General features: G+C 54.0%; 14 protein-coding genes and 1 pseudogene. 2 read left to right on the top strand and 13 right to left on the bottom strand.

Annotated elements, in window-relative coordinates; translation table 11 throughout:
- Nucleotides 1-17 precede the first annotated feature (17 nt).
- From J2Y43_RS10260 to J2Y43_RS10205, 12 genes and pseudogenes are all read right to left on the bottom strand, one after another.
- The gene (locus J2Y43_RS10260; protein ID WP_309982096.1) at nt 18-2,084 is read right to left on the bottom strand and encodes a TonB-dependent receptor plug domain-containing protein; all 2,067 of its coding nucleotides are present in this window, start codon (nt 2,082-2,084) and stop codon (nt 18-20) included.
- Nucleotides 2,085-2,119: 35 nt separating this feature from the next.
- Entirely contained in the window at nt 2,120-3,028 is a 909-nt protein-coding gene (locus tag J2Y43_RS10255; RefSeq protein WP_309982095.1) for an urea transporter, read from the bottom strand.
- 32 nt (nt 3,029-3,060) lie between these two features.
- Entirely contained in the window at nt 3,061-3,759 is a 699-nt protein-coding gene (locus J2Y43_RS10250; RefSeq protein WP_309982094.1) for a hypothetical protein, read from the bottom strand.
- A complete protein-coding gene (locus tag J2Y43_RS10245) occupies nt 3,756-4,553 on the bottom strand; it encodes an urease accessory protein UreD (RefSeq protein WP_309982093.1) in 798 nt (265 codons plus the stop codon). Before J2Y43_RS10245 ends, J2Y43_RS10250 begins: the two co-directional genes overlap by 4 nt.
- Nucleotides 4,553-5,194 carry an urease accessory protein UreG gene (gene ureG / locus J2Y43_RS10240; protein WP_309982092.1) on the bottom strand — a complete coding sequence of 214 codons (642 nt, stop codon included), beginning with the start codon at nt 5,192-5,194 and terminating at the stop codon, nt 4,553-4,555. Before ureG ends, J2Y43_RS10245 begins: the two co-directional genes overlap by 1 nt.
- Nucleotides 5,195-5,253: 59 nt before the next feature.
- Complete coding sequence (locus J2Y43_RS10235; protein WP_309982091.1) at nt 5,254-5,955, bottom strand: urease accessory protein UreF; 702 nt, start codon at nt 5,953-5,955, stop codon at nt 5,254-5,256.
- Nucleotides 5,956-5,960: 5 nt separating this feature from the next.
- A complete protein-coding gene (gene ureE / locus J2Y43_RS10230; protein WP_309982090.1) occupies nt 5,961-6,476 on the bottom strand; it encodes an urease accessory protein UreE in 516 nt (171 codons plus the stop codon).
- Complete coding sequence (locus J2Y43_RS10225; protein WP_309982089.1) at nt 6,473-7,105, bottom strand: outer membrane beta-barrel protein; 633 nt, start codon at nt 7,103-7,105, stop codon at nt 6,473-6,475. The genes ureE and J2Y43_RS10225 overlap by 4 nt, the downstream gene beginning before the upstream one ends.
- A gap of 66 nt (nt 7,106-7,171) precedes the next feature.
- Complete coding sequence (ureC, locus tag J2Y43_RS10220; protein WP_309982088.1) at nt 7,172-8,893, bottom strand: urease subunit alpha; 1,722 nt, start codon at nt 8,891-8,893, stop codon at nt 7,172-7,174.
- Between the two features lie 70 nt (nt 8,894-8,963).
- Nucleotides 8,964-9,263 (bottom strand): annotated as a pseudogene (gene ureB / locus J2Y43_RS10215) (urease subunit beta); the annotation flags it as partial.
- 18 nt (nt 9,264-9,281) lie between these two features.
- A complete protein-coding gene (gene ureA / locus J2Y43_RS10210) occupies nt 9,282-9,584 on the bottom strand; it encodes an urease subunit gamma (RefSeq protein WP_106593510.1) in 303 nt (100 codons plus the stop codon).
- A gap of 293 nt (nt 9,585-9,877) precedes the next feature.
- A complete protein-coding gene (locus tag J2Y43_RS10205; protein WP_309982086.1) occupies nt 9,878-10,252 on the bottom strand; it encodes a hypothetical protein in 375 nt (124 codons plus the stop codon).
- Between the two features lie 179 nt (nt 10,253-10,431).
- On the opposite strand from J2Y43_RS10205, the gene J2Y43_RS10200 reads away from it, so the two are divergent.
- Both J2Y43_RS10200 and J2Y43_RS10195 read left to right on the top strand, forming a co-directional pair.
- A complete protein-coding gene (locus J2Y43_RS10200; protein ID WP_309982085.1) occupies nt 10,432-11,355 on the top strand; it encodes a Dyp-type peroxidase in 924 nt (307 codons plus the stop codon).
- Between the two features lie 46 nt (nt 11,356-11,401).
- The gene (locus J2Y43_RS10195; RefSeq protein WP_309982084.1) at nt 11,402-13,777 is read left to right on the top strand and encodes an FdhF/YdeP family oxidoreductase; all 2,376 of its coding nucleotides are present in this window, start codon (nt 11,402-11,404) and stop codon (nt 13,775-13,777) included.
- Nucleotides 13,778-13,891: 114 nt separating this feature from the next.
- Here J2Y43_RS10195 and J2Y43_RS10190 read toward each other — a convergent pair whose 3' ends face one another.
- Nucleotides 13,892-14,641 carry a glucose 1-dehydrogenase gene (locus J2Y43_RS10190; RefSeq protein ID WP_309982083.1) on the bottom strand — a complete coding sequence of 250 codons (750 nt, stop codon included), beginning with the start codon at nt 14,639-14,641 and terminating at the stop codon, nt 13,892-13,894.
- Between the last annotated feature and the right edge of the window lie 31 nt (nt 14,642-14,672).

Raw genomic sequence — 14,672 nt, 5'->3', positions numbered from 1 at the left:
GGATCGTTTCTCATTGATTAAAACTTGAATGCGACTCCCGCCTTCAAAAAGAACGGAGTTCCCGGTGTGAATGTCAGCTGATCATACCCGCCAGCCGGCTCTCCTTTCAGCCGTGTCGTTGCCGCAAACATCGCTTCGTTCCATTTCGTATCGAAAAGGTTCTGGATCTGGAAGCTCAGTACCATCGCCTTCTTTTGATAACTCATAATCAGGTCATTCACAAAATAGCCATTGGCAATAATGCTTTTATCCTGCGTCGCGGGCCTGTCGTGCATGTACCTGTATCTCAAATTGGCCGTAAACCCATTATTAAACGTAAATGCAATGCCTCCCGTACTCGTCATCGTCGGTGCCAGGTCCACGTAGTCATTGCCCCGCTCTTCGCCTGTCAGCCGCGGCCGGGCCAGGTTTACGTCGGAATCCAGGTACAACCAATGCAATGGCTGGTAGCGGAACGTCAGGTCCACACCCACCCTGCGTGTACTACCAATGGCCGACGTGCCGTAGCTGTCTCCATTCCAAATGTATTCATTCTGCAAGAAGCTGTACCAAAGCGTGGGAATAAATATGAACCCGGGCGCCGGCTGCCAGATCGTCCCCAGGTCGGCACCCACCGAATACGGCAGGACTTCTTTCCCATGCTGCGCCACCACCGCACGAACGTCGTTCGAATGGAAGCCCAGCCCCGATTTGACGAAAAGCTGCATCGTCGGATTCACATTGTAAAAAACATTGAGCTTCGGGCTCACACGTTCCGCCTGGGCTCCCTGCTGACCTTTTTGGGAGATGAGCTTGTCGTAGTAGCTGAAATTGAACCAATCGAACCGCAGACCCGGGTTGAAGTTCCACCGGCCGATCAGCCACGACGCCGAGGCAAATGCATTCAGGTTCGCTTCCGAAGCGGTACCCCAGGCGAGGCGTTCGTTGAGTGTTTCGCGCTGGGTGACGTAGCTTAGCCCCAGCTCATGGATATTGTCGTAGCGAAAGCCGGTCCCGGCCGTGAGCTGCAAGGTACTGTTGACGAAATCGATATGGTGCCCGTATTGAAAGTTGGCACCGTAAATATCCCGGTTGTCGATCTGCCGTATTTCATCGCCGGCGTCGGGGTGGACGAGGTAGAATGTAAAATCGGAGAACAGCTCGAAGTCGTATTGGGCATAATAAAATGTACTCTGCCAGCTGGATTTGTCATTGACCCGGTGGTTCCAGTTCAGGATGAGGTTCGTACGCGAGGTATGCCCGCCCTCGGTAGTATCCACGGAGCCAAACCTGCCGATATCCGAAATAGCCCGGACGGGAATCTGTCCCGAGCCGTTCCAGTTGGAAGAAAAAGTGGAGCCTGTAACGCTGATGCTATCCTGCTCGCTGATTTTACCGTTGACCTTGCCGAAGAGGTTCAGCCGGTTGAGGTTTTGCTTCACGACAAACGGCCCGTCGGTAAAATTGTACTCCGCCGCGACGTACGCGTTACTCTTCTCCGTATTGACCACGTTAAACAAGCCCACCGCCCGCAGGGTATTGAAACTACCGCGTTCCAGCCGGACCATATTGTTTTTCAAACGGCCATAGGTGTGAAAATCCACATAGCCGGAAGTATTGAAATCGCCTTTCTCCGCATAGTAGCTGCCTTTTCCGAAGCTGATATTCTCAACCGTTTCGGGGATCAGGAAATGCAGGTCCGAATAGCCCTGTCCGTGCGCATGCGAAACGATGTTGACGGGCATTCCATCGGCAGAAATGCTGATATCCGTGCCGTGGTCGTTGTCAAACCCGCGCAGGAAAATCTGTTCGGCCTTGCCTCCGCCAGCATGCTGCGCGATGAACAGGCCCGGGACTTTGCGTAACAAATCCTGCGTGGTGTTGAGGGGGATCCTGTTCAAGTCGATCTTCATGATGTGGTCCTCGGGCGATTTGGCCGTCACCACCACCGCCGACAGCAGCATCGCCGTAGAATCGCTCAATTGCACATTTTCATTCGCGGTAACCCGCGTACTATCGATTTTGGTGTCGGCGTGCACCGCTCCTGCCAGCAAGGAAAGACCAACCAGCGCGCCCAGCAGAAACTGGCAATTCAAATCATTCATTAATATAAAGGTTTGTTGATGCTCCGGCCCTGCGCCTACGCTTCGCTTTCGTTACTGAACCGGTAAAAAAGCTTCCTGACAGGCAATGTGAGCCAGGTTCCCAGTACGAAAGGGAATGTCAGTACGCCTCCCGCTTTGGTGAGTATGTCCCAATCCGCTTTCAGGAGGTAGATATCGATCAATACCGCCAATGTACAGGCGATAAATGCGAGCAGCCCGTCCTTCCGCTTCACTCCCGCGAACACAATGGAACACAGCACCGCATTGAAACTGAACAACCCGATATGCACCTGTGTGATAGGCTCGGCGAAAAGCAGGGCAATCCAGGCGCCCAGGATAGATCCCGCCAGGCCGTACAACGCCGCCACGGGACTGGAAATAAAAACAGCGACCATAAAGATCACCCCCGCCAGGAAACTTCCCTGAAAAATCACCTCGCCGAAACCATTAGTAGAGGTCGTAAAATCATTCACCTCGTTGCTGAACATGCTGGTTTCGACCAATGCAACCGGAGCGGGTATGCCCGTAAAATGGTGCAGGCAAAACACGAGTACCCAAGTCACGAGAATGAAGGGTAATGTAAAAACCGGGATTTTCCGCTCGATAAAAAAGTGCTGGATAACCGCCGCCACCGCCGAACCGGCGACGATCATCACCCATACGACCGGTTCCGCGCGAAAGTGGAAGGTAAGCGCAACGCCCACCAGCGCGGCACTGAAACCGTACAGTCCCATGCTGATCTGCGTCGGATCGTACCTCAAAACACGGGCGGTCAGCGTGCCGGTCGCAGCAGCCAGGATGGCGGCCACGCCCATGGTGGCATCGTCGTAGAAGATACCCGCCAGGAATAGCAGGCCCGTCCAGATGTTTTCCTGCAACATGATCTGCCCGACGCCTTTGAGGGTTTCCGAGATAAAGGGGGCTCTTTTTTCTATTAAATCCATTTTGTTGAATATTGTTTGAAAATCCTTTTAACTCACCATCCCAAAAACACCATCCCCGTAGCGCACGTCGTGATCGCAACGCCGCTCACGACGTGGATGTAGCGTTCGAGCCGCTCGGTACGGAAAAAGCCATAGCCATAGCAGCCCAGCAACACCATAAAAAGCATGGTAAGCACCGTACAAGCCGTGAAAACGCAGATCAGCACCACCACTTCGGCCATGGAGCGGTTGGTACCCGAAAAGAACAGCAGCGGCACCAGCGGCTCACTGGGCCCCATCACAAAAATGACAAACAGCACCAGCGGCGTCACCTTCACGCGGTTACCGGGCATTACGGCCTCCCCGTGCCGGTGCTCATACACATACACCTCGTCGCTCATCACGTCGAAATGCTTGTGCGGGCGGTTGAGGTACGCGTGGCGCAGCCCGAAGAGCAGGTAACCCAGCCCGAACAGCAGCAGCGCCCAACCCGAAAGATTTCCGCGGATATCCTGAAACCAGGAGATCTTGTTCAAATGCCAGCCGAGGTACACGCCTACCAAACCGAGGAGCACCGAGCTGAAAATATGCGCGAAGCCGCAGACGATCGTGAGCAGGATGGTCCGGCCCATCGTCCATTTACGGGAACGCGACAGCACAATAAACGGCAGGTAATGATCCGGCCCCGCCGCCGTGTGGATCATGCTGATGGATGCGGCCGTGAGGGCCAGTACAATGAGGGTCGAGTTCATACGAGACTAACTTTACTTTCTTCCCAAATCAGATTTTGGATACTTTGGAAGCGGTCGTACAACTGCTCTCCGCCGTGCCCCAGGCACCGCAGCACAAACCCGTCGTGCCGGATTTTGGAAATACCAAACTGCATTCCCTCCTCGCCTTGCATCATTTCGTAAATGCATTCGATAAGTTCATCCACAGGCCGTTTTTGAGTATTTACATAAATCAAAGTCCCCTGGTGTGTAAACCCTTCGAGCAGGCCAATGGCCGCCAGCGGCATCAGCTCGGGCAACAGCAGCACATTGTCTTTGAGCACCAGCTTCTGGTGGTGCCTTACCTCGATCAGGTTCTGGAAATGGCTGTATTTGAAAACCTCCCCGTGGTACTTGCGCCCGCAGGTGATGATCTCGCTCATCAAAAACTCGCATTCATCACCGAGCGAAACTTTCGTAACGCTTTTGAACGTCGAATTTTCGTGTGGTACCACCGGGTGCGGAACGTAGGAAAATGCCGCACCATCGGCCAGGTTCACCTGCATGAATTGCGAAGCGCCGCGTTCCATGTTAAACAGCCGCTGGTACGATTGCGACTGCAACTGCAAGCGCGCATTCTCCTCGACCTGGATATTCAAATCATAATGGTCGCCGTCCAGAATGCCGGGCGACGAGCTCATCACCATCAGATAGGCAGCGCCATCCGATTTCGTTTGCCCCACCGGCACCACGCGAAAAGGCGCCGACACGAAAACATCTTTCATGTACGACTTCCCTCCCCGCGCACCGGCTGTGATACTCAGTTTACAATCCACTATCTGACGAGGTTGGGTTCTTCAATTTCTTCCAGCAGGGCATACTTCTTGATCCAGTCGATAATGCTGTCGACGCCTTCGCCGGAGCGTAGGTTCGAAAAGATGAACGGCTGTCCCTTGCGCATACGGCGCGCATCCTGCTCCATCACTTCCAGGCTCGCGCCTACGTACGGGGCCAGGTCTATTTTGTTGATCAGCAGGAGGTCGGAGCGCGTAATGCCCGGTCCGCCTTTGCGTGGGATTTTCTCGCCTTCCGCCACGTCGATCACGAAAATGGTCACGTCGGCCAGGTCGGGGCTGAATGTGGCCGAAAGGTTGTCGCCGCCGCTTTCAATGAGGATAATCTCAATGTCGGGAAAGCGGTTTACAAGCTCGTCCACGGCTTCAAGGTTCATGCTTGCGTCCTCGCGGATGGCAGTGTGCGGGCAGCCGCCGGTTTCCACACCGATAATCCGTTCGCGGGGCAGCAGGCTGTTTTTCGCCATAAACTCGGCATCCTCTTTCGTGTAAATGTCGTTGGTGATCACGGCCAGGTTATAGTCGTTCATCATCCTGCGCGACAGGCATTCCAGCAGCGCGGTTTTTCCTGAACCAACCGGTCCGGCCACGCCTATTTTCACATATTCTCTCTCGTTCTTCATCGTTAATTTTCCTTTTTGAAATGATTTCTCCGCCGGTTAAAATGAGTGCACGGCGGGTGTTAAGACATATATAATCTCGAATACAACCGCTCATGCTGCATGCAGCGGATATCGAATGCGATATTGCACAACCCTACCAACTCCCTGTCCACCAACAGCGTATCTTCCGCCAGCTGGTAAAAAACCGGTTGCAGGTCGAGCATCAGGTCCTGCCCGTCGAGCTGGCCGAGCGGGACCAGTTTCACGGCATTGGTAATGAGCCCGGCCGCGGCATTATAGTAGAATGCGAGCAGCGCGTCGTGCAGGGGAATGCAGAGCTGCTGGGCAAGCAGGCCGAATGCGATGCAGTAATGACCCTCCGCCTCTTTTTCCTTAATCTGCCGGTCGAACGCCTCGGCCAGCGCAGAGCTTCTTTTCCGCTGGAAAATTTTCAACAGCCGCACACCGAGCTTCTGGCTCGCCTCGCGGATTTCCCGGGGGCTTTTCAATGCGCTGCATTCCTGGTCCAGCTCCACCAATGCGCCGATATCCGCCGCCCCGGCGGCCTCGTACGCGAGGCGTACGAGGGAGGCGTCGTTGTATTTCACATTGTACGTGAGCATGTTGGTCACAAACTCCTGCGCCGTAGCCGTGGAATGCACAATATCCTGCTGCACGTAAGTTTCCAGGCCATTGGAATGTACATAACCGCCAATCGGCAGCGTCGGGTCCGACAAATGCAGCAATGCGGCGAGAAATGAATGGGGGCTTTCCTTTTGCATAATACCTATTTGGATACGGACGACGCCAGGTTAATAATTTTCGAAAAAAGCGACTGCTCGGAGCCGCCGTGCCCGTGTGGTTCCACATTGGATTTCAACCAGTTGAGCAATTGCCGCACCTGCTTTTCGGGTTTGTAGCCGCTTGCCCGCAGCCACCGGAACATCGGCTCCTCGAAAGGCATCAGCACCTGGTCGTCGTCGATGAAAAGCGGCATATGCTTGTTCCCGATCTCGTAGCAAACCGTGCCCATTTCCAGCATAGTAGCAGGCGAGATCACGATCGCCTCGCAGGGCTTGATATGGACGCTCACAATCCGTTCGGCGTCCGCATACACGATATCGTTCTGCCGCAGGCGCTGGCCCTCGCGCATGAACTTGATCGCGATTTCAACGCCCCCGTTCGTAAACCGTCTGTGGATCTTCTTGGCACTCTCAAACCATTCTATTTCAAGGAGATCAACCGCCTGACCTTCACTCGACCAGGTCGCCAGATTCCCCAGAACATCATTGATAATCCTCATGATTTTTTCTTTTTGAAATTGAAGTTTTTGGAAATGCCCGTACCGAATGTGGCGCCGCTGAGTCCTGCTGTGAAATTGTTGGTGGAAACGCCGCCTTTCGGCTTGGTCATCAGGTTGGAGAGCTCCCCGAACTTGAATTTCAATGCCCATCCTTTTCCGAGCAGCACCCCAAGCATCGGGTAAGCACGCAAACGGTAGCCATTAAACTTCTCCTGCGTGCTGATTCCCTGCTCGCCCCATACGTAGTGCGCATCCACCTGCGCGATAAGCAGGAAATGCTCTCCGATCATCATCGAAGGACTGTACCAGATCCCGGCCTCGCGTTGCTTCATCCGGTAGTCGGTCGCCGATTGCTTTTCGCTGGAAAATGCGAAGTTGACGCCGATGAGATCGTTGTTATTGATAAAATACCCGAGCCCGAGGGGAATACCCGCGCCGGGGCTGGTGCTGAATGTACTGTTGTGGTAGCCGGGGCCATTCGTTTTGGAATAATCCAGCGAACCGTACAGCATAAACTGGCCTTTGGGCCCGTTGTCGGTGGCGCTCAACCGTTGCGCCGAAAGGTTTGCCGCCGCCAGATGGCACAGCAAGCCCGTCATCAAAACCGTCAGGGTTTTTAAGCGAATCATCTTGCAGATTTTTTAAGGGCCATCCCGGAGACAATGCCCCGGAATGGCATGAATGGGTAGTTGCGATTAAAAAAGGAAGTACAACTGGGCCAGCGGCAGTTTCTCGGCAGGCTCGCAGGTCACGTGCACACCGTCCACAGTTACCTTGTAGTTTTCCGGATTTACTTCAATCACCGGCGTTTTGTCGTTGTGGATCAGGTTCTTTTTGGAAACATTCCGGCAACCGATCACCGGCAGCGACGTTTTGCCCAGCCCGTAAGACTGCACCGCGCCATTATCGATCGAAATCTGCGACACGAAATTCACGCAGGTAGCTAACCGTGCCTTGCCGTGCGCCCCGAACATATTCCGGTAAATCACCGGCTGTGGCGTAGGAATGGACGCATTAGGATCGCCCATTTTGCTCGCAATCACAAAGCCGCCTTTCACGATCATTTCAGGTTTTGCTCCAAACAATGCGGGTTTCCAGATCACCAGATCGGCAATTTTACCCGGTTCGATCGACCCTACATATTGCGAAATACCGTGCGCAATGGCCGGGTTGATCGTGTACTTGGCCACGTAGCGCTTCACACGGAAGTTGTCGTTTTCGTGCCCGTTATCCTCTTCCAGCTCGCCGCGTTGCTCGCGCATTTTGCTGGCTGTCTGCCAGGTGCGGGTTACCACCTCACCTACCCGGCCCATGGCCTGGGAATCGGAGCTCATGATGCTGAACACGCCGATATCGTGCAGAATATCCTCGGCCGCAATGGTTTCCGGGCGAATGCGGGAATCTGCGAAGGCCACGTCTTCCGGAATGTTCTTGCTCAAATGGTGGCACACCATGAGCATATCCAGGTGCTCGTCGATGGTGTTTTTGGTGTAGGGCCGTGTCGGGTTGGTCGAGGCGGGCAGTACGTTGGGGTACATCGCCGCTTTGATAATATCGGGCGCGTGGCCCCCACCGGCACCTTCGGTATGGAAAGTGTGGATCACCCGGCCGTTGATCGCGTTCATGGTGTCTTCGAGGAATCCGGCTTCGTTGAGGGTATCCGTGTGAATGGCCACTTGCACGTCTAGCTTATCCGCAATCGTCAGCGATGCGTCGATCACCGCGGGTGTCGCGCCCCAGTCCTCATGAATTTTCAAACCCAATGCACCGGCCTCGATCTGCTCTTCCAATGCTTCCAGCGAGGCCGAATTCCCTTTTCCGAAAAAGCCCAGATTCATCGGGTAATCGTCAGCGGCTTCGAGCATTTTCTGGATATTCCATTTGCCGGGCGTGACGGTGGTGGCATTGGTACCGTCGTTCGGGCCGGTACCGCCGCCAATCATCGTGGTAATGCCGTTGTACAGTGCCGTTTCGATCTGCTGCGGGCTGATGAAGTGAATGTGCGTGTCGATCCCCCCGGCGGTAACAATGTAGCCGTTGCCGCCATGCACTTCGGTGGAGGCTCCGATGATCAGGTCGGGGTGTACGCCGTCCATAATGTCGGGGTTACCGGCTTTGCCTATTCCGACGATCCTGCCGTCCTTGATCCCGATATCCGCCTTCACAATGCCCCAGTGGTCGATGATGATCGCGCCGGTAATGCAAAGATCGAGCACGCCCTGGCTGCGCAATGCCGTGGCCGACTGGCCCATGCCGTCGCGGACCGTTTTACCGCCGCCAAACTTCACCTCGTCGCCATATACGGCGTAGTCTTTTTCAATTTCAATGATCAGTTCGGTATCACCCAGGCGAACTTTGTCCCCGGCAGTCGGGCCGAGCAGGTTCGCATATTTTTCTCTGCTTATTTTAAGGCTCATCTTATTGATTTTTGAAGTCTAACAAACCGGCTTTTTGCAATGCGAGCTTTTTGTTAAGCTCCAAAGTGGTGTCGCCATTGACCAGGTTATTGATGCCGATTACGCGGCGTGCGCCGCCAAGCGCCACCAGTTCCACCGTCTTTTCCTCTCCCGGTTCAAAGCGTACCGCTGTGCCGGCGGCGATGTTCAACCGCATCCCGAATGCGGCATCCCGGTTGAAAGACATGGCTTTATTCACGTCAAAAAAATGGAAATGCGAACCGATCTGAATGGGGCGGTCGCCGGTATTGGTCACTTTCACAGTGGCGGTCGGGCGGCCTTCATTACAGGTTATCTCGCCCTTTTTGATAAAAAACTCTCCTGGTATCATGTTCATCAGGTTTAAGGATTAACGAATAGGCTCGTGAACGGTCACCAGCTTGGTACCATCCGGAAACGTAGCCTCGATTTGGATGTCGTGTATCATCTCAGGTACGCCGGGCATCACGTCGTCGCGGGTGAGCACGGCCGCTCCCGCCTGCATGAGGTCCGCCACGGTACGCCCGTCGCGAGCGCCCTCCATCACGAAACTGCTGATGAGTGCAATGGTTTCAGGATAATTGAGCTTGACGCCCCTCGCCTTCCGTTTGAGCGCTACCTCACCTGCCAGGTGCAGCAGCAGCTTCTCTGTTTCTCTTGGTGTTAAATGCATCTAGATATTCTATTTTGAGTTGATTTGAAGACATTCTTTGCCCGACAGGGCGCCACTCCCGGCGGCCCGAAAGCATACCCGCCAGCAGACCCAAACATGAAATCTGTGGGTAAAAAGGCTCCCTGAACCGGAAGCCAGCTGGCCGGTTAAAAGGGAAAAACCGCGAACTTACATGGATATACGAAGCCTGGAACGGGCAGTTCAAAGCCAGACCGGCACAACACGGCCGCGCGCCCGTTCGGAAACAGTACATACACAGAATACTACACGCACACGGCGGTATCCGGAGACATTCAGAAAGGGATGATCAGGGACCGATACAGGATGTACCGGGGAAGAGACCGCACAAGAATCGGCCTGGGAGCAGCAATGGAAACACCCGGATCGTCCGTGGTGTGAAAAACAAAGGACAGGTACCTGCTGAAAAAGCCAGCGAGGGCGCTAAAATCCTGGTTATCCTTTTTCTCTTTGGAGACCGAAGACGTATTTTCCTGCACTTCGAGCATCGCCGCCTCCTGGTGGTAGTTGTCTTTATCAGGAGATTTTCCCACGGCCGGACGGTCATTCGAATCCTGTACCGACGCGATGGCGGGATGCCCCAAGCTCTGGGTCCCGGTTGTCGTCAGAATGACAAGGAGTATGCCAAAAAGGAATCGAATGCAGCTCATTGGATGCTAGCAGAAATTACATCATCTTTCGGATGATAAATGTAGATATTCCTGCATCGCCCGGTTTTCAATAATCTGGACATTTTTTGCACAAATCTGGAAAATGCATACCATGAACCTGAACAACCGGTGTCCGATAAAATCGCAGTGAATCCCCAACCACAAACCCTCTGAGTACAATGAGCCCCAGGTCACAAAACGTTTTAGATTACCCTAATGAGCATACGGTGTTTCTTGTATGGAAATTCAAAGATGGCCCGGACGCCAGCGAAGCTTTCCGGAAAGTGTCCGCATTGGTCATCAATTTGAACAAATCCGCCGATGTCCGCTTTCCCGACGTCAAGGCCAGCGTGGTAATGGGCATCGGCCACGATGCCTGGCTGAACCTCGGCCTGCCGCAGCCGCTGCCCAAAGAACTGCACCCATTTACCCCCATTGCGGGAGGCAAACACACAGCCGTGGCTACCGACGGGGATCTGCATTTCCACATCCGCAGCGCGAAGCAAAGCTTCTGCATCGATGCGGCTTACAATATATCGGCCATACTTGAATGCGCCGCGGACTGCACGGTGGAGATCCACGGCTTCCGGTATTGGGACAGCCGCAGCATACTGGGCTTTGTGGACGGCACAGAAAACCCGACAGGCGAATCCAGGGCTTACTTTGGCATGGTCGGCGATGAAGACCCCATTTACAAAGGGGGCAGTTATCTGTTTGTTCAGAAATACCTGCATGACCTGAAAGCATGGCGGTCGCTGCCGGAGTCCGAACAGGAAAGAGTGATCGGGCGCTCCAAGGGTTATGATATCGAAATGCCCGACGACGTAAAACCATCCAATTCGCACTCCGCCCTGGCCAATGCAGGCGACGATCGTAAAATCGTGCGTGATAACATGCCTTTCGGAAATGTGACCTCCAACGAAATGGGTACGTACTTCATCGCATATGCCAGTACGTTCAGCACGGTAGCGCTGATGCTCACAAGAATGTTCGTCGGGGAGCCGGAAGGAAACTATGACCGCATTCTGGATTTCAGCACGCCGCACACGGGCACGTTGTTCTTTGTGCCCACTTTTGATATGCTCTCCGATTTCGGAGGGTAAGCAGCGCAAAACAGGTAAATCCCTTCATCCTTCAACCTCAACTACCATGTCCGAAGACCATCACCTGGAAAACGAAGAAGAAAAATTACCGTCGGCCATCCCTCCCTATCAATTACTGGACCTAACAACGACCGGCCCCAAAAGCTGGGCTGCGGGGATCCCGGCCGTAGCGGCATCGCTGAGCGACCTGATTGTCAATAAGACGGTACTCAGAGGCGGAAAAGCGCTGTTTAAGATGAATCAGTTCAATGGGTTCGATTGCCCGAGCTGCGGCTGGCCCGACCCGGACGACGACCGTTCTCCGATCGCCGAATATTGTGAAAACGGAGCCAAGGCCCTGGCGGAAGAAGCCACCACCAAAAAGGTAACTGCGGATTTTTTCGCTAAAAATTCGATTTACGACCTCGCGAAGCTGAACGACTACGAGATCGGGCATTTCGGGCGCCTGACCGAGCCGATGTATCTACCCAAAGGCGGTACACATTACCAGCCCATCGGTTGGGATGAAGCATTTCAAAAAATTGCCGGGCACCTCAATGCCCTGGAATCTCCCGATGAAGCGGCTTTTTATACTTCCGGCAGGCTTAGTAACGAGGCCTCGTTTGTATATCAGCTTTTCGTCCGGGAATTCGGCACCAACAATTTTCCCGATTGCTCCAATATGTGCCACGAAACCTCCGGCTTCGCAATGTGGCCTACGCTGGGCGTGGGCAAAGGCACCGTAAAGCTCCATGATTTTTACGATACGGACGTCATCGTGATCGTCGGGCAAAACCCCGGGACAAATTCGCCCAGAATGATGAGTGCGTTGGAGAAGGGCCGGAAAAACGGCGCAAAGGTGATCGCGATCAATCCATTGCCGGAAGCCGGGCTGATGCATTTCAGAAACCCGCAGGAGATCAGCGGTGTGCTGGGTAACGGGGGCCAACTCGCCGATCTGTACTTGCCGGTAAAGATCAACGGAGATATGGCGTTGATTAAGGCGATCGAATGGCTTTTGCTCGATTTCGAGAAAAAATCCCCCGGGAAAATTATCGATCATGCGTTTATCCAAAACAAAACAGGAGGTTACCAGGCATTTGCCGAACACCTCGCCGGATACGATTTCGACGAACTCGTCGCGCACACCGGTGTAGCCGGAGATGCGATTTACCAGGCAGCCGAAATGATGGCCGCAAAGAAGAGAATCATCATCTGCTGGGGGATGGGGCTCACCCAACAGCCTAACGGGGTGGATATTCTCCGGGAAATAATCAATCTGCTGTTGCTGAAAGGCAGTATCGGCAAGCCAGGTACCGGCGTGTGCCCGGTGCGGGGCCATAGCAATGTGCAGGGGAACCGTACAATGCTTATCAATAACAATCCCACACAGGCCCAGCTCGATAAATTGCAGGAAGTATTCGGCTTCGATCCGCCGCGCAGGGAAGGTTACGATGTGGTCAACTCTATCAAGGCAATGCACGAGGGAAAACTCAAAGTGTTTTTCAGCATGGGCGGTAATTTCCTGTCCGCAACGCCCGACACGATTTACACGGCCCGGGGAATCCGCAAACTCAGGCTGACCGTCAGCATTTCGACCAAACTGAACAGAAGCCACCTGGTACACGGCGAGGAAGCGATCATTCTGCCGACATTGGCCCGCAGCGACCGGGATGTGGTGAATGGCGCGCTGCAACACATAAGCACGGAAAACGCCATGGGCGTAGTGGAATGGTCACGCGGGATGCTTACGCCGGTGAGCGATCAGTTAATGAACGAGACCCGGATCGTCTGCAACCTGGCCAAAGCAACGCTGGCGGGCAGGTCTGTGATAGACTGGAACCGGTACGCCGACAGCTACGACGCCGTGCGCGACGATATTGAAAAATGCATTGCGGGATTTGAGGATTATAATGTTCGTGTGGTGCAAAAAGGCGGCTTCTACCTCCCTAATCCGGCTCGGGACGGCCATTTCAAATCCGAATACGGCGACAAGGCGGCTTTCACAGTGGCTACGCTGCCGGGTGATACGCTTGCCGCCCACGAATACCTGATGGCCACCACGCGTACGCATGACCAGTTCAACACCACCATTTATGGCCTGGACGATCGCTACCGCGGCATTCACAATGAGCGCCGTGTAATATTTATGAATGAAAACGATATTAAAAAAGCCGGATGGAAAGCAGGAGACAAAGTGGATTTGTTCAACTATGACGACGGCGTCGAGCGCATCGCTCCGCTTTTTATCATCGTGTCCTACCCTATCCCGGAAAGAAACACGGTCACCTATTTTCCCGAAACCAATGTCCTCGTATCGATCAACAATGTGGTGAAGGAAAGCAATATGCCAGCCTCCAAGCACGTCAAAATCCGGATAAGGCCGCACGACCCAAGGATTTATGAACGAATTGAAACAGCCCGGCTTCGCACTAACATATAATGGGGTCCGGCGAAAACCTTTCGTGTTCGGAAGGGAATGCGAAGAAGTAATACGTCAAGGGGCCGGTTCTCTGCCACTTGACGTTGCTCAGGCCATTTCGAACAGCCGCTTTATTTATTGCGCCAGGTAACCGCCATCCACCGGATAGTAAGAACCGGTCACGAAAGAAGCCTTGGGGCTGCTGAGCCAAAGTACCAGCTCTGCTACTTCGTCGGCTTCGCCCATTCGCCCGATCGGATGCCGGCCTACCAGCCACTCCATCGTCGCGTCGTCCAGATCTTTCAATAATGGTGTTTTGATAAATGCGGGACCCACTGCATTGGCCCTGATGCCTTTTTCACCGTATTCGAGCGCGATGTTTTTGGTAAGCCCCAGTACGCCGTGCTTAGCCGCCACATACGCGGGACTATTGGCAAAACCTACATGACCGAGAATGGAGGCCATGTTCACAATCACTCCTCCACCGGAGTTGAGCATGGCCGGAATCTGGTACCGAACACCGTAGAATACCCCCGAAAGGTTCACGGCGATCACTTTGTCCCAGGCATCGACCGGATACATTCCCGTGGGCGCCATGGCCCCGCCTATCCCCGCATTGTTGCAGGCAATGTGCAAGGCACCATATTTTTCGATGGCAGCCCAAACCAACGCCTCATTCTCCTCCGGCGACGACACATCGCATTTGAAAAAGAAACTATCGCCACCCTCACCACCAATGAGCCGGACGGTTTCCTGGCCCGACGCTTCGTCCATGTCGGAAACCACTACTTTGGCGCCCTCCCGTGCATACACAAGCGCAACGCTCCGCCCGATACCCGACCCCGCACCTGTGACAATGGCAACTTTATCCTGTAAGATTTTCATAGGCTTTCGGATTAATGTTTTCAAGCCAGCT

It is taken from the genome of Dyadobacter sp. BE31, assembly GCF_031457695.1.
Taxonomy (GTDB): Bacteria; Bacteroidota; Bacteroidia; order Cytophagales; family Spirosomataceae; genus Dyadobacter.
This window is presented reverse-complemented; position numbering and strand designations above follow the sequence as displayed.